The sequence below is a fragment of the Limnohabitans sp. Rim47 genome (assembly GCF_001517545.1).
Classification (GTDB): domain Bacteria; phylum Pseudomonadota; class Gammaproteobacteria; order Burkholderiales; family Burkholderiaceae_C; genus Limnohabitans_A.
Genome location: NZ_FBYA01000001.1, coordinates 942,050 through 957,912, shown reverse-complemented (window position 1 = coordinate 957,912; position 15,863 = coordinate 942,050). Strand labels below are relative to the sequence as shown.

Here is a 15,863-nt window from a genome sequence, read left to right as displayed (position 1 = left end):
TTTTTCTTTGACGACGCGAAGTGTTTACTTCTTGCTCGGCGGCACGTCCGTACAGCTGCCATGCGCCACCTCCGCCGCCATACCGATGCTTTCGCCCAGCGTGGGGTGGGGGTGGATGGTTTTGCCGATGTCTACGGCGTCTGCGCCCATCTCAATCGCCAAGGCGATTTCACCAATCATGTCGCCCGCGTGCGTGCCGACCATGCCGCCGCCCAATATCTTGCCGTGGCCCCCATTTGCATGCACCTCGGGGGAATCGTCAAACAGCAGTTTGGTCACGCCTTCGTCGCGGCCATTGGCAATAGCACGGCCCGAGGCCGTCCAAGGGAACAAGCCCTTTTTCACCTTGATGCCTTGCGCTTTGGCTTGGTCTTCGGTCAAACCCACCCAAGCCACTTCGGGGTCGGTGTAGGCCACGCTCGGAATGACGCGTGCGTTGAACGCCGCAGCTGCCAGTTCTTTGTTGCCTTGCAGTTCGCCCGCAATCACTTCGGCCGCCACATGCGCTTCATGCACCGCCTTGTGCGCCAACATGGGCTGGCCCACGATGTCGCCAATGGCGAAGATGTGCGGTACGTTGGTGCGCATCTGGATGTCGACGTTGATGAAGCCACGGTCGGTCACCGCCACGCCAGCCTTCTCGGCGGCGAGTTTTTTGCCGTTGGGCGTGCGACCCACCGCTTGCAACACCAGGTCGTACACCTGCGGTGCGGGGGCCGTGCCACCGGGTTCGGCGCTCTCGAACGTGACTTCAATGCCTTCGGGCAAGGCGCGTGCAGACACGGTCTTGGTCTTGAGCATGATGTTGTCAAAGCGCTTGGCGTTCATCTTTTGCCAGATCTTCACCAAGTCGCGGTCCGCACCTTGCATCAGGCCGTCCATCATTTCCACCACGTCCAGGCGCGCGCCCAGCGTGCTGTAGACGGTGCCCATTTCCAGGCCGATGATGCCGCCGCCCAAAATCAGCATGCGCTTGGGCACTTCTTTGAGTTCCAAAGCGCCGGTGCTGTCCACCACACGCGGGTCGTTGGGCATGAAAGGCAAACGCACGGCTTGGGAGCCTGCCGCGATGATGGCGCGCTTGAAAGCAATGACCTTCTTGCTGCCGGTTTGCGCTTGCGCGGTACCGCTGGTTTCCAGCACTTCGAGGTGGTTCGCGCCGACAAACTGGCCCAGGCCGCGCACGGTGGTGACCTTGCGCATCTTGGCCATGGCGGCCAAGCCGCCTGTGAGTTTGCCGATGACTTTTTCTTTGTGGCCACGCAGCTTGTCGATGTTGACCACTGGGGCACCGAAGTCCACGCCGAGGTCAGCCATGTGGCTGACTTCGTCCATCACCGCTGCGACGTGAAGCAGTGCTTTAGAGGGAATACAACCGACGTTCAAGCAAACACCGCCCAAAGTGGCGTAGCGCTCAACGACGACCACCTTGAGGCCCAGATCGGCCGCGCGGAACGCAGCCGAGTAACCGCCGGGGCCGCCGCCCAACACGAGCACATCGCACTCGATGTCGGCAGAGCCGCCGAAGCTGGATGCCACAGGTGCAGGCACAGCAGTCGCTGCGACAGGAGCAACTGCAGCAGCCGGTGCAGATGTGGGTGCCGGTGCGGCAGCGGTTGCCGAAGCCGCAGGCGCAGCAGCGCCCTCGCCTTCCAGCACCAACACCACCGAGCCTTGCTTGACCTTGTCGCCCAGCTTCACGCGCAGTTCCTTGACCACGCCAGCGTGGGAGGACGGGATTTCCATGGAGGCCTTGTCGGACTCGACGGTGAGGAGCGATTGCTCGACCTTGACGGTGTCGCCGGGTTTGACCAGCAACTCGATCACGGCCACTTCGTCGAAGTCGCCAATGTCGGGAACTTGAATATCTATGAATGCCATGTTCTTCTCAATCGGTTGGGGGCCGAGCAAAGCTTCGCTTTTGTCCGCCCCCAAGGTTTAGAGTAATACGCGACGGAAGTCGCTGAGGATTTGACCGAGGAACGCGTTGAAGCGTGCGGCGGCAGCGCCGTCGATGACGCGGTGGTCCCATGTCAGAGACAAGGGCAGCATCAGGCGAGGCACAAACTGCTTGCCGTCCCAGACGGGCTCCATGGTGCTCTTGCACACACCGAGGATGGCCACTTCGGGCGCGTTGATGATGGGCGTGAAGTACTTGCCACCAATACCGCCGAGGCTGGAAATGGTGAAGGTGGCGCCCGTCATTTCGGCGGGGCCTAGTTTGCCGTCACGCGCTTTCTTAGCCAATTCGCCCATTTCCTGGCTGATTTGCAGCACGCCTTTTTTGTCGCAATCGCGGATGACCGGCACCATCAAACCATTGGGCGTGTCAGCGGCAAAGCCGATGTGCCAGTAGTTTTTGTAGACCAGCGCATCGCCATCCAACGAGCTGTTGAACTCGGGGTATTTCTTGAGCGCGGCCACGCAAGCCTTGATCAAGAACGCCAGCATGGTGACTTTGACGCCCGATTTTTCGTTCTCTTTGTTGGTCGAGACGCGGAAGGCTTCGAGGTCGGTGATGTCGGCATCGTCGTGGTTGGTGACGGCCGGAATCATGATGGCGTTGCGCAGCAAATTGGCACCGCTGATTTTCTTGATGCGGCCCATTTCTTTGCGCTCAATGGGGCCGAACTTGGCGAAGTCGACCTTCGGCCAAGGGATCAGACCCAAGCCTGCACCGTCACCACCCGAAGCCGCAGGAGCTTTGGCCGCTTGCGCTTTGGTTTGCGTTGCACCCGACATGATGGCCTTGGTGAAGGCTTGCACGTCGTCCACGGTGATGCGGCCTTTGAGACCGTTGCCTTTAACTTCCTCGAGCGGCACACCCAGTTCACGGGCAAATTTGCGCACCGAAGGCGAAGCGTGGGGCAAGCCCAATGTCGAAGCGCCTGGGGCATGGGCTGGCGCGGCCACTGCAGCGGCAGCAGCGGCCACTGGGGTTTGCGCAGCAGCCGGGGCCGAAGCCACGGCCACAGGTGCGGCCACAGCCGCCGCCAGCACAGGCGCGGCTGCCGATGCGGTGCCTTCCAGCACCGCCAACAGGTCGCCGATGTTGACCTTGTCGCCCACTTTGACTTTCAGCTCTTTGAGCACGCCCGCGTGTGACGAAGGGATTTCCATCGAGGCTTTGTCAGACTCAACCGTGATCAGCGATTGCTCCACCTTGATGTTCTCGCCGGGCTTGACCATGACTTCGATCACGATCACGTCTTTGAAGTCGCCAATGTCAGGCACATGCACTTGCACGGGGCCCGATGCAGAAGGTGCGGCCAAAGGTGCGGAAAAAGTTGCGACTGCAGCCGCCACAGGGGCTGGCGCAGCAACAGGGGCTGCGGCCACTGCGGCAGGGGCCGCAGTAGCACCAGCGGCCTCCACCACCAACACGATCGAGCCTTGTTTGACCTTGTTGCCCAAAGCGACGCGCATTTCCTTGACGACGCCTGCTGTGCTCGATGGGATTTCCATCGAGGCTTTGTCGGACTCGACCGTGATCAGCGATTGCTCGGCTTTCACGGTGTCGCCCACTTTGACCATCAACTCAATGACGGTCACTTCATCGAAATCCCCGATGTCCGGGACTTGTACTTCTACCAATGCCATGTGTGTCTCCCGGATTTATGCGTACAGCGGGTTGATCTTGTCGGTGTTGATGCCGTACTTCTTGATCGCCTCAGCCACTTGCGCGACGGGCACTGCGCCGTCTTCGCTCAGTGCCTTGAGGGCGGCGATCACGATGTAGTGGCGGTTGATCTCGAAGTGCTCGCGCAGTTTGCTGCGGAAGTCTGAGCGGCCAAAACCGTCGGTGCCCAGCACTTTGTAAGTGCGGCCCTTTGGAATGAACGGACGGATCTGCTCCGCATAGGCTTTCATGTAATCGGTCGATGCGACCACGGGACCGTTGTGCTTGGCCAGCTGTTGGCCCACGAAGGACACGCGCGGTGTTTCCAGAGGGTGCAGCAGGTTGAAGCGCTCGGCGTCCTGACCGTCGCGGGTCAGTTCGTTGAAGCTGGGGCAGCTCCACACATCGGCCTGGATGCCCCAGTCGGTGGCCAGCAGGGTTTGCGCGGCAAGCGATTCGCGCAGGATGGTGCCCGAACCCAGCAATTGCACGCGCTTTTCTCCAGCGGCTCCGGGCTTGCACAAATACATGCCTTTGATGATCTGCTCTTCGGTGCCGGGCGTGAGTCCGGGCATCGCGTAGTTTTCGTTCAGCAAGGTCAGGTAATAGAAAACGTTGTCTTGCTTCTCAACCATGCGCTTCAAGCCGTGGTGCAGGATGACGCCAACTTCGTGGGCGAAGGTGGGGTCATACGACACGCAGTTGGGGATGGTGTTGGCCATGATGTGGCTGTGACCGTCTTCGTGCTGCAAGCCTTCGCCGTTGAGCGTGGTACGGCCCGATGTGCCGCCCAACAAGAAGCCACGAGCTTGCATGTCACCCGCAGCCCAGGCCAGGTCGCCAATGCGCTGGAAGCCGAACATCGAGTAGTACACGTAGAACGGCACCATGATGCGGTTGCTGGTGCTGTAGCTGGTGGCCGCCGCGATCCAGCTGGACATGCCGCCGGCTTCGTTGATGCCTTCTTGCAGGATTTGACCGGCTTTGTCTTCCTTGTAGTACATGACCTGGTCTTTGTCGACCGGGGTGTATTGCTGGCCTGCCGGGTTGTAAATACCGATTTGGCGGAACAGGCCTTCCATGCCAAAAGTGCGGGCTTCGTCCACCAAAATCGGCACCACGCGGGGTCCCAAAGCTTGGTCGCGCAGCAGCTGCGTGAGGAAGCGCACATAGGCTTGGGTGGTGGAGATTTCACGGCCTTCGGCGGTGGGCTCCATCACGGCTTTGAAAGTTTCCAAAGACGGCACGGTGAAGCTTTCTTCGGCCTTGACGCGGCGCTTGGGCAGGTAGCCACCCAGGGCTTTGCGGCGCTCGTGCAGGTAACGCATTTCGGGTGTGTCGTCGGCCGGCTTGTAAAACGGGATCTTGGACAACTCGCTGTCGGGGATCGGCAAGTTGAAGCGATCGCGCATGTACTTGATGTCTTCGTCGGTCAGCTTTTTGGTCTGGTGGACGGTGTTTTTGCCCTCGCCCGCTTTGCCCATGCCATAACCCTTGACGGTCTTGATCAGCAGCACCGTGGGTTGGTCTTTGGTGTTCACAGCCTCGTGGTAAGCGGCATAGACTTTCTGTGGGTCGTGACCACCGCGTTTGAGGTTCCAGATGTCGTCGTCAGACAGATGGGCGACCATTTCGAGCGTGCGCGGGTCGCGGCCAAAGAAATGCTTGCGCACATACGCGCCGTCATTGGCTTTGAAAGCCTGGTAGTCGCCGTCCAGCGTGTCCATCATCAGCTTGCGCAAAGCGCCGTCTTTGTCGCGGGCCAGCAAGCTGTCCCATTCGCTGCCCCACAAAAGCTTGATGACATTCCAGCCGGAACCGCGGAATTCGCCTTCGAGTTCTTGCACGATTTTGCCGTTGCCGCGAACGGGGCCGTCCAAGCGTTGCAAGTTGCAGTTGACGACAAAAATCAGGTTGTCCAGTTTCTCGCGTGCGGCCAGGCCGATCGCGCCCAGCGATTCGACTTCGTCCATCTCGCCATCGCCGCAGAACACCCAGACTTTGCGGTTTTCGGTGTTGGCAATGCCACGGGCGTGCAAATACTTCAAAAAGCGCGCTTGATAGATGGCCATCAAGGGGCCAAGGCCCATCGACACGGTGGGGAACTGCCAAAACTCGGGCATGAGTTTGGGATGGGGATAGCTCGACAGGCCTTTGCCATCGACTTCTTGGCGGAAGTTGAGCAGCTGCTCTTCGGTCAAGCGGCCTTCCAAGTAGGCACGGGCATACACGCCGGGCGACACGTGGCCTTGAATATAGAGACAGTCACCGCCGTGGTTTTCGCTCTCGGCGTGCCAGAAATGGTTGAAACCGGCACCGAACATGTGGGCCAGTGACGCGAAGGAGCCGATGTGGCCACCCAAGTCGCCGCCGTCTTCGGGGTTGTGGCGGTTGGCCTTGACGACCATGGCCATGGCGTTCCAGCGCATGTAAGCGCGCAGGCGCTCTTCGATCTCGATGTTGCCGGGGCAACGGGCTTCTTGGTTGGGTTCGATCGTGTTGACGTAGCCTGTGGTGGCCGAAAACGGCATATCGATGCTGTTTTCGCGGGCGTGTTCGAGCAGTTGCTCAATCAAAAAGTGTGCGCGTTCGCCGCCCTCTTTTTCGATCACGGCGGACAGTGCGTCCATCCATTCACGGGTCTCTTGACTGTCCAGATCCCGCCCCGGCTGTTGAGGTGTTGCCGCTGTCATGCTTGTCTCCTGTTGCTGTTGTTTGGAAATGATGCCCGAATTTTCACATATTTTTTCTCAAATTTCAAATCGTGCTTATTGTTTTTGCATAGTGAAATATCATCGTCATTTGACTCGATTTGCAGAAGCCCATCCGGGGAATTACGCAAGGGTTGTCACCTAAACTCCTATTCATGGAATTGAACAAAGCAACATCCGTCGTGAAGCAAGTCGGGCCATGGGCGTGGTGGCGAACTTGGTGGCATCGACAGTCACCCAACAGACAAGATCGGTTTGCCAATCTGGCCCCCGTCGCTGCCGTGGTGCTTTTTTTGGCCGCCATCGCCAGCGCGTTTTGGTATTTGCGGGTGGAGGAAATTGAGCGGGAGCAAGAAGCCATCAAACGAGATGTCGAGTACGCCCAGCAACGCCTGCGTTTGCGCTTACTGGAACGGCAAGAGCAGGTCATGCGACTGGCCCGCGATGTGTCCAACAAAGAAATTCGGCCTGATCAGTTTTTGTCTCGGGCCGAAGCACTGGTTCAGCAATACCCCGAAATGATGTCCTTGAGCTGGATCGACGACCGAAGGCGCATCGTTGCCAACCAAACGGTGTCCAGCGTTTCGCCAAGTCAATATTTGCGTGCGGGTAGCGTGCTCAAAGTGGGTGAAACAGAAAGCCATTTCAGCTTGGCCCGGGATTTGATGCAACCCATTTACGGCCAAATCGATGTCGACGCAGACAAAGACGCGCAAACAGCCGTGCTGCAACTGCACTCGCCTTTGAGCAATGACCAAGGTCGTTTCAGTGGCGTGATTCTGGCTGAATACACCATGGAAGGCCTGCTGCGCTATGGCATTCCCACCGAGGTCTTGGCCAAGTACGCGGTGGCATTGCAAGACAGCAAAGGCCATCTGCTGGCTGGCCAAACCATACCCGGGCGCATTGCGCTTTGGAGCTTGCTGCCCGGCAGCGACAAACCCAACAACGATTACGAGGTACCGGTCTCGCCCGTCGGCAACGACTTGATCTTGCGTGCGCAAGCCTGGCGCACCTCGCAAGGCCTGGTGGGCGGCGGCCTGTTTTGGTTGGTCGGTGTCTTGAGCGTAATGACCGCCTGGATGCTGATTGGCAACTGGCGACACACTCGGCGCCGGATACAAGCCCAAAAGGCCCTGGTGGCCGAAACCAATTTCCGCCGCGCCATGGAAAACTCCATGTTGACGGGCATGCGAGCCTTGGACCTGCGTGGCCGCATCACCTATGTGAACCCCGCCTTTTGCCAAATGACAGGATGGAGTGAGACCGATTTGGTGGGTGCCGTGGCCCCCTTTCCCTATTGGCCTGACCAGGACAGGGAACTGTTGACTAAGCGGTTGGAAGAAGAAATCAGTGGGCAGCATTCAGCGGGCGGATTTCAGGTGCGTGTGAAACGCAAAAACGGCCAGTTGTTTGATGCCCGCATGTACGTGTCCCCGTTGATTGATGCGACAGGCAAGCAAACAGGCTGGATGACGTCGATGACCGACATCACCGAGCCCAACAGGATTCGGGAGCAGTTGGCCAGTTCGCATGAGCGATTCACGATCGTGCTGGAGGCCTTGGACGCTTCGGTGTCAGTGGCTCCCTTGGGCAGCGAAGAGCTGCTTTTTGCCAACAAGTTGTACCGTCTCTGGTTTGGGCAAAACACCGTGGGCCACCTTCACTTGGTTCAAAAAGCCGGCACCACCGAAGCCACTGCGCGTTCTGACGATGTCGATGACATGGTCGGTCTGCCCACTGAAAGTCTGACAGTAGCCAGTTCTGAAAATGCCGAAATCTTCGTGTCGGAACTCGGCAAATGGCTAGAGGTTCGCTCTCGCTACATCAATTGGGCAGATGGCCGATTGGCCCAGATGGTGATTGCCAGCGACATCACGCCCAGACGTCAAGCCGAAGAACTGGCCGCCCAGCAAGCCGAACGCGCCCAGACCGCCAGCCGCCTGATCACCATGGGCGAAATGGCGTCGAGCGTGGCTCACGAACTGAACCAGCCGCTCACGGCCATCAGCAACTACTGCAGCGGCATGATTTCGCGCATCAAGACCCAGCAGGTCAAAGAAGAAGACCTGCTGTGGGCGCTGGACAAAACAGCCCGCCAGGCGCAGCGCGCCGGTCAGATCATTTTGCGCATCCGCAGCTTTGTGAAGCGCAGCGAGCCCAATCGGAGCTTGTCGGACGTGTCGGCCATGGTCAGTGAGTCGTTGGAGCTGGCTGAAATTGAAATGCGCAGACGCCATGTGCGCCTGACCCACCATGTAGCCGCTCGATTGCCTCAGTTGATGGTCGACCCTATTTTGATCGAACAGGTGTTGATCAATCTGATGAAAAACGCAGCCGAATCCATCGATAACGCCAATCGGCCTACCGGACAACGGCAGGTCGAACTGCGCATCGTGCCCAAACAGATTGACAACCAGTCGGTGGTGGAGTTTTCAGTCACGGACACGGGCAAAGGTCTGCCACCCGAAGACATCGAGCGGGTCTACGAGGCCTTTTTCTCGACCAAGGTCGAAGGCATGGGCATTGGCCTCAATTTGTGCCGCAGCATCATCGAATCCCATCAGGGCAGGATCGCTGCCGAGAACCTCTACAATGCCGGCGAGGTGACCGGTTGCCGGTTCTCCTTCTGGATTCCGGTCGAAAGCACTTTGACCAAACAACAACCCACTGGGGTAAATGAATGAGTTTGATTCCGAAAAAAGGCACTGTTTACGTCGTTGACGACGACGAGGCCGTGCGCGATTCACTGCAGTGGTTGCTCGAAGGCAAAGACTATCGGGTGCGTTGTTTTGACAGTGCAGAATCCTTCATCAGCCGTTACGACCCCCGCGAAGTAGCGTGTTTGATCGCAGACATTCGCATGGGTGGCATGACTGGGCTGGAGTTGCAAGACCGCCTGATCGAGCGCCGCTCACCTTTGCCCATTGTGTTCATCACCGGGCACGGCGATGTGCCCATGGCGGTGAACACCATGAAAAAAGGCGCGATGGACTTCATCCAGAAGCCTTTCAAAGAAGAAGAGCTGCTGGGCCTGGTCGAGCGCATGCTCGATGAAGCCCGTGACGCTTTTGCGGGCTACCAGCAAGCCGCCAGCCGCGATGCGTTGCTGTCCAAGCTGACAGGCCGCGAAGCCCAAGTGCTGGAGCGCATCGTTGCAGGCCGTCTGAACAAACAGATCGCTGACGATCTGGGCATCAGCATCAAAACAGTCGAAGCGCACCGCGCCAACATCATGGAAAAGCTGAACGCCAACACCGTGGCAGACCTTCTCAAGATTGCCCTGGGGCAAAACGCACCCAAGGCCTGACCGATCGCACTGCACCTGAAACGCCCGCACCCGTCGGGCGTTTTGCATTTTTTACCGACCTTTCGAGTTTTTCTAACATGACCGCCCAAATCATCGACGGCAATGCCCTGTCCAAACAACTGCGCACCGAAGTGGCCGCCCGCGCCCAAGCACTCAAGGCCAAAGGCGTCACGCCCGGCTTGGCCGTGGTGTTGGTGGGTGACAACCCGGCCAGCCAGGTCTATGTGCGCAACAAGGTCAAGGCCTGCGAAGACAGCGGCCTGCATTCGGTGCTCGAAAAATACGAAGCCGACATGACCGAAGCCGACCTGCTGGCCCGCGTGGAAGCCCTCAACAACGACCCATCTATCCACGGCATCCTGGTGCAGCTGCCACTGCCCGCGCACATCGATGCACAAAAGGTGATCGAGGCCATCAGCCCGGCCAAAGATGTGGACGGTTTTCACATCGCCAGCGCGGGTGCGTTGATGACCGGCATGCCCGGCTTTTGGCCCTGCACGCCTTATGGCTGCATGAAAATGCTGGAAAGCATTGGCTACGATCTGAAAGGCAAGCACGCCGTGGTCATTGGCCGCAGCAACATTGTGGGCAAGCCCATGGCGCTGATGCTCTTGCAAAAGAACGCCACGGTGACCATTTGCCACAGTGGCACCGCCGACCTCAAAGCCATGACTTTGCAAGCCGACGTGATCGTGGCGGCGGTGGGCAAACGCAATGTGCTGACCGCCGACATGGTCAAACCCGGTGCCGTGGTGCTGGACGTGGGCATGAACCGCAACGACGAAGGCAAGCTTTGCGGCGATGTGGACTTTGATGGCGTCAAAGACGTCGCCAGCCACATCACGCCCGTGCCCGGCGGCGTGGGCCCGATGACCATCACGATGTTGTTGGTCAACACCCTTGAAGCAGCCGAGCGCGCCCCTAACTGATACAACAAGAGACGAAGACAGGCGCTGCGTCACACCAGACCGAATGTGTCAAAGCAAATTTAATGTGTCAAAGGCGAATTTACTGTGTCAAAGGCGATTCACTGTGTCAAAGGCGATTCACTGTGTCAAAGCAGCGCCACTGTGTAAGACCAAATCCACTGCGTGAGACCCAGTCCACCTTGTCATCCCGGGCTTGACCCGGGATCCATGTCCTCATCCTCCTTCGTCCCCATTTGCCCAGTCTCTGGAGAACACCATGACCAACCCCTTGCTCGACACCACTGGCCTGCCCCTGTTTGACCAAATTGCTCCTGAGCATGTGGCCCCAGCCCTCGATGTGTTGCTGGCCGATGCTGAAAAAGCCTTGGACACCGTGGCGGCCAAAGACTTTCCGGCAGTCTGGAAGTCGATCGCGCAAACGCTGGATGTGGCCACAGAGCGTCTGGGCATGGCTTGGGGTGCTGTAAGCCACCTCAACAGCGTGGCCGACACGCCAGAGCTGCGCGCCGCCTACAACGCAGCGCTGCCCCGTGTGACGGAATTCTGGACACGACTGGGTAGCGATGAGCGCCTGTACGCGAAATACAAAGCCATTGATCCTGCCAGCCTCAATGCTGAACAAAAACAGGCCCAAACCAATGCTTTGCGTGCATTTGTGCTCGGTGGCGCTGAACTGCAAGGCGCTGACAAAGAGCGCTATGCCGCCATTCAAGAGCGCTTGGCCGAAATCACCCAAAAATTCAGTGAAAACACTTTGGACGCCACCGACAGATTTGCCCTGTACGTGAACGAAGACCAGCTCAAAGGCGTCCCGGTTGATGTGGTGCAGGCCACCCGCGACGCTGCCCAAAAAGAAGGCAAAGAAGGCCATCGCTTATCGCTCAAGATGCCGGTGTACCTGCCCGTGATGCAGTTTGCCGAAAGCAACGCTCTGCGTGAGCAGCTCTACAAAGCCCACGTCACCCGCGCCTCGGACCAAGCCGCCGAAGACGCCAAGCACTTTGACAACACCGCCTTGATGCAAGAGATTCTGACCTTGCGCAAGGAAGAGGCCCGCCTGCTGGGTTTTGACAACTACGCACAAGTGTCGGTTGTGCCCAAAATGGCCGAGTCGCCCGAAAAAGTCACCGGCTTTTTGCGCGATCTGGCGGTCAAAGCCCGCCCCTTTGCCGAAAAAGACCTGGCCGATCTGCGCGAGTTTGCTGCCAATGCCCTCGGCCTCAGCACCGCGCTCAACGCATGGGATATTCCTTACCTGTCTGAAAAGTTCAAAGAGGCGCGTTACAGCTTCAGCGAGCAAGAGGTCAAGCAATACTTCACGGCACCCAAGGTGCTGGCCGGCTTGTTCAAGATCATCGAAAACCTGTTCGAGGTGAACATCCGCCCCGACCAGGCTCCTGTCTGGCACCCGGCAGTGGCGTTTTATCGCATCGAGCGCGATGGCCAATTGGTGGGCCAGTTCTACCTCGACCCACCGGCCCGCGCAGGCAAACGCGGCGGAGCCTGGATGGACGATGTGCGTGGCCGCTGGCAGCGCCCCGACACGGGCGTGCTGCAAACGCCTGTGGCGCATTTGGTGTGTAACTTCGCCGAAGGGGTCAACGGCCAACCCGCCTTGCTGACGCACGACGACGTGATCACCCTCTTCCATGAGTTTGGCCACGGCCTGCACCACATGCTCACGCAAGTGAACGAGCGCGATGTCTCGGGCATCAGCGGCGTCGAGTGGGATGCGGTCGAGTTGCCCAGCCAGTTCATGGAAAACTTTTGCTGGGAATGGTCTGTGCTTCGCCACATGACCTCGCATGTGCAAACGGGTGAGCCTCTGCCGCGATCCTTGTTTGACAAGATGCTGGCTGCCAAGAATTTTCAGAGCGGTTTGCAAACCTTGCGCCAGATCGAGTTTTCGCTGTTCGACATGCTGGTGCACGGCGAGCACGATCCCGCGCAAGACTTTATGCCGCTGCTGAACCAGGTGCGCGACGAAGTGGCAGTGATCCGCCCACCCGCCTTCAACCGCATGGTGCATACCTTCAGCCATATTTTTGCGGGTGGCTACGCCGCTGGCTATTACAGCTACAAATGGGCCGAGGTGCTGAGCGCGGACGCCTATGCTGCGTTTGAAGAAACCGCTGCCGCCGACGGCACGCCCAGCGTGGAAACCGGCCGCCAATACCGCAAAGCCATTCTGGAAGCCGGTGGCAGTCGACCTGCACTGGAATCGTTCAAAGCTTTCCGTGGCCGCGAGCCCAACTTGGACGCCTTGCTGCGCCACCAGGGCATGGTCGCTGCCTGAGCCTCAACCCCAGCGTTAAACCCAGCGCCTCGCCCTGACTTTTTAGGGCTCAGGCCAGGCCTTCAACGCGCTAAAAGTCAAAAGAAACCATGAGCCAAAACGCACTGAACGTTCTGGGGGCTGCGCTGGTGCCCTGCTCCTATGATCCGTTAACCGGGTATTACCGGGACGGCTGCTGCAACACGGATGACCATGACCGGGGCAGCCATGTGGTGTGCGCAAAAGTCACGCAAAAATTTTTGGATTTTTCACTGGCTCGGGGCAACGACCTCGTCACGCCACGACCCGAACACCGCTTTTCTGGCTTGCAAGCAGGCGACCGCTGGTGCCTGTGCGCCATGCGCTGGAAAGAAGCCCTGGAATCAGGCGTTGCACCGCCTGTTGTTCTGGAGTGCACACATGAACGGGCACTTTTGTTTGTGACACTGGCGCAGCTGCAGTCACATGCGATCCCGTCTTTCGGCCAACCTTAACCCCGCAAGCTGTTCGGGCCGGGAGTGGTTCTGGTGCCAGCAGCGAGAGTCAAGTCGATGACAAAACGCATTGGTACAGTTGCCTTCCTGACGCTCAGGCGAAAAAAAAGCACCGGGCATTTCTGCCGAGTGCTTGTTTTCCCTACCAAATTTGGTAGGCGCGACTAGATTCGAACTAGCGACCCCCACCATGTCAAGGTGGTGCTCTAACCAACTGAGCTACGCGCCTGTTGAGCTTCCAATTATAGCTGCAAAAAACACTCTTTTCGGAAGCGGATTTCAATTTGACATGTTTTAACGTCTTCGTGCCGCCCTCACCCCTTTGACACCCCTCACGCTGCCTAAAACTTTGTTCAAAGTAACCGCATCGCTGATTTCTACCGTGAAGGTCATCCAGGCCGTACCTTTGACAGACTGGGTTTGCACGCCGATCACATTCATCTTTTCCTTAGCAAAGACTTCGGAAATATCACGCAGCAGGCCCTGACGGTCAAACGCCTCCACCGCCACATCGACCGGATAAACCGAGGCATCAGCGCCTTTGTGCTCCCCCCATCGCACGTCGATCACCCGTTCGCCATGCCGCGAGGCCAATTCACGAAAATTGCTGCAGTCCTGGCGATGGATGCTCACACCCTTCCCGCGTGTCACAAAGCCGCTGATGGCATCGGGCGGCGCGGGTTTGCAGCAGCGCGAGAGTTGCGTGAGCAGTGAATCAACCCCTACCACCAGCACGCCCGATGGCGATTTGCGGGCCACTGCACCTTTGAACTTCTTTTGAAAATATTCGTCTGGTTGCAGCGCCGGCTCTGGCGGGTTGAGCAAGACCTCGATGTTGCGCAGCGAGTATTCGTCTTTGCCCACCACTTCGAACAAGCCATCGGCCGACTTGAAACCCAGCTGGCTGGCCAAATCTTCCAGGCGGATGACGGTGCGCCCCAAGCGTTGCAGCAATTTTTCTACGGCTTCGCGGCCACGGGAAATGGTTTCTTCGCTGATTTGAGCGTTGAACCAAGCCCGTACCTTGGCCCGTGCACGCGGACTGGCGAGATAAGCCAGTTCGGGGTTCAGCCAGTCGCGAGATGGCCCGCCTTCTTTGATGGCCGTGATCTCGACGGTCTGGCCATTGGCCAATGGGGTGCTCAGCGGCACCATGACGCCATCGACCTTGGCACCACGGCATCGGTGCCCCAGATTGGTATGCACCGTGTAAGCGAAGTCGATGGGGGTCGCGCCTTGTGGCAGTTCGACCACCGCAGCTTCAGGCGTCAGCACGTAAATGCGATCGTCAAACAAGCCCTTGCTTTGTGCATTACCTTGCTGCGCTGCTCCCGACAGGTCGCGTTCCCAGGCCAACAGCTGACGCAGCACGGCAATTTTGGTGTCGTATTCACTGTTGGCCGAGATCCCTGCATAGCCTTTGGCACCGGCTTCTTTGTAAGCCCAATGCGCGGCGACACCATGTTCTGCATGTTCGTGCATGGCCAGGGTGCGGATTTGCACCTCAATCGGGCCCCCATCAACATCACGCACCACGGTGTGCAAAGACTGGTAGCCGTTGGCTTTGGGCTTGGCAATGTAGTCGTCAAATTCTTCTGCAATGGGGGCAAAGTGCTCGTGAACCCAACTGAGCACCTGGTAGCAGTCGGCCACGCTGGGTACGACCACGCGCAGCGCCCGGATGTCGAACACGCGGTCAAACGCCAGCGACTTGCCGCGCATTTTGCGCACGATGCTGTAAATGTGTTTGGGTCGCCCCTCGACGGACGCTTTGATGCCTTGGCTCGCCAGCGCTTGTTGCAAGCGTTGACGCAATTCGACCATGTAGCGTTCACGCTCGGCGCGTTTTTCATCCAGCAGCCGGGCAATTTCTTTGTAAGTGGCGGGCTCCAGAAAGCGGAAGGACAAATCTTCCATTTCCCATTTGATCTGCCAGATGCCCAAGCGGTTGGCCAGCGGGGCAAACACCTGCAAAGACTCACTGGCCAATGCAGAGGGCACGGGCAATTTGGTGGCCGCAAAATGGCGCAGGGTTTGCAACCGCGAGGCCAGGCGCAGCATGACCACGCGCAAATCGCGGCTGAACGCCAGCAGCATCTTGCGCACGTTTTCGGTTTGCAACTGCGGGCTGAGTGGCGTGTTGTCGGCACCCTGGGTTTTCGACTCTGCCGCCCGGGACAGACGCTGCACATGCACCAGTTGGTTGGTTTGCATGGCCAATTGCGCCAGATTGGGACCAAAGGCTTTGGCGATGACCTCTTCAGGCTTGTTCAGGTGCGGGCAGGCATAGACCAGATAACTGGCTGCTTGCATGGCGACCGAACCCCCAATGTCAGCCAGAATCGCGGCCACAGCATCGGCATGGACCAGGATGTTTTCTCCGGTGTCCAGTGTTTCACCGGCGATCAAAGGATCGGCAAAGGCGCGGGCTTTGGCCAGGGTTTCAGCTTGCTCTGCCGCATCTGCGGTGGCCAGCATCACGGGCGGCAAATGCATAGACGTTGAGTGAGGCGCATGCAACCGGC

General features: G+C 58.6%; 9 protein-coding genes and 1 tRNA gene. 5 read left to right on the top strand and 5 right to left on the bottom strand.

The features are described 5' to 3' along the window. Positions 1-24 precede the first annotated feature (24 nt). From lpdA to aceE, 3 genes are read right to left on the bottom strand one after another with little or no spacing between them, the layout of a single operon-like run. Entirely contained in the window at positions 25-1,881 is a 1,857-nt protein-coding gene (gene lpdA, locus BN3544_RS04400) for a dihydrolipoyl dehydrogenase (RefSeq protein WP_026036471.1), read from the bottom strand. A 57-nt stretch (positions 1,882-1,938) separates the two neighbouring features. Continuing rightward, the gene (aceF, locus tag BN3544_RS04395; RefSeq protein WP_019428967.1) at positions 1,939-3,600 is read right to left on the bottom strand and encodes a dihydrolipoyllysine-residue acetyltransferase; all 1,662 of its coding nucleotides are present in this window, start codon (positions 3,598-3,600) and stop codon (positions 1,939-1,941) included. A 15-nt stretch (positions 3,601-3,615) separates the two neighbouring features. Then, entirely contained in the window at positions 3,616-6,312 is a 2,697-nt protein-coding gene (aceE, locus tag BN3544_RS04390) for a pyruvate dehydrogenase (acetyl-transferring), homodimeric type (protein WP_026036470.1), read from the bottom strand. Positions 6,313-6,485: 173 nt separating this feature from the next. On the opposite strand from aceE, the gene BN3544_RS04385 reads away from it, so the two are divergent. The 5 genes from BN3544_RS04385 (at position 6,486) to BN3544_RS04365 (ending at position 13,338) form a co-directional block, all read left to right on the top strand. Further along, positions 6,486-9,017, top strand: coding sequence for a PAS domain-containing sensor histidine kinase (locus BN3544_RS04385; RefSeq protein ID WP_026036469.1), 2,532 nt, complete (start codon positions 6,486-6,488; stop codon positions 9,015-9,017). Further along, positions 9,014-9,640, top strand: coding sequence for a response regulator transcription factor (locus BN3544_RS04380; RefSeq protein ID WP_019428964.1), 627 nt, complete (start codon positions 9,014-9,016; stop codon positions 9,638-9,640). The genes BN3544_RS04385 and BN3544_RS04380 overlap by 4 nt, the downstream gene beginning before the upstream one ends. A 77-nt stretch (positions 9,641-9,717) precedes the next feature. After that, complete coding sequence (folD, locus tag BN3544_RS04375; RefSeq protein WP_019428963.1) at positions 9,718-10,569, top strand: bifunctional methylenetetrahydrofolate dehydrogenase/methenyltetrahydrofolate cyclohydrolase FolD; 852 nt, start codon at positions 9,718-9,720, stop codon at positions 10,567-10,569. Positions 10,570-10,825: 256 nt separating this feature from the next. Next, entirely contained in the window at positions 10,826-12,865 is a 2,040-nt protein-coding gene (locus BN3544_RS04370; RefSeq protein ID WP_019428962.1) for a M3 family metallopeptidase, read from the top strand. A gap of 89 nt (positions 12,866-12,954) precedes the next feature. Then, on the top strand, positions 12,955-13,338 hold the full coding sequence (locus tag BN3544_RS04365) for a DUF2237 family protein (protein ID WP_019428961.1): 384 nt from the start codon (positions 12,955-12,957) through the stop codon (positions 13,336-13,338). A gap of 152 nt (positions 13,339-13,490) precedes the next feature. On the opposite strand, the gene BN3544_RS04360 is transcribed toward BN3544_RS04365, so the two are convergent. Both BN3544_RS04360 and BN3544_RS04355 read right to left on the bottom strand, forming a co-directional pair. After that, positions 13,491-13,567 (bottom strand) — tRNA-Val (locus tag BN3544_RS04360). A gap of 65 nt (positions 13,568-13,632) precedes the next feature. Beyond that, complete coding sequence (locus tag BN3544_RS04355) at positions 13,633-15,834, bottom strand: RelA/SpoT family protein (protein WP_019428960.1); 2,202 nt, start codon at positions 15,832-15,834, stop codon at positions 13,633-13,635. Between the last annotated feature and the right edge of the window lie 29 nt (positions 15,835-15,863).

Bases quoted from the DNA above. Each gene is read 5' to 3' on its own strand.
- lpdA (WP_026036471.1), bottom strand. From the start codon at position 1,881: ATGGCATTCATAGATATTCAAGTTCCCGACATTGGCGACTTCGACGAA.
- aceF (WP_019428967.1), bottom strand. From the start codon at position 3,600: ATGGCATTGGTAGAAGTACAAGTCCCGGACATCGGGGATTTCGATGAA.
- aceE (WP_026036470.1), bottom strand. From the start codon at position 6,312: ATGACAGCGGCAACACCTCAACAGCCGGGGCGGGATCTGGACAGTCAA.
- BN3544_RS04385 (WP_026036469.1), top strand. From the start codon at position 6,486: ATGGAATTGAACAAAGCAACATCCGTCGTGAAGCAAGTCGGGCCATGG.
- BN3544_RS04380 (WP_019428964.1), top strand. From the start codon at position 9,014: ATGAGTTTGATTCCGAAAAAAGGCACTGTTTACGTCGTTGACGACGAC.
- folD (WP_019428963.1), top strand. From the start codon at position 9,718: ATGACCGCCCAAATCATCGACGGCAATGCCCTGTCCAAACAACTGCGC.
- BN3544_RS04370 (WP_019428962.1), top strand. From the start codon at position 10,826: ATGACCAACCCCTTGCTCGACACCACTGGCCTGCCCCTGTTTGACCAA.
- BN3544_RS04365 (WP_019428961.1), top strand. From the start codon at position 12,955: ATGAGCCAAAACGCACTGAACGTTCTGGGGGCTGCGCTGGTGCCCTGC.
- BN3544_RS04355 (WP_019428960.1), bottom strand. From the start codon at position 15,834: ATGCATTTGCCGCCCGTGATGCTGGCCACCGCAGATGCGGCAGAGCAA.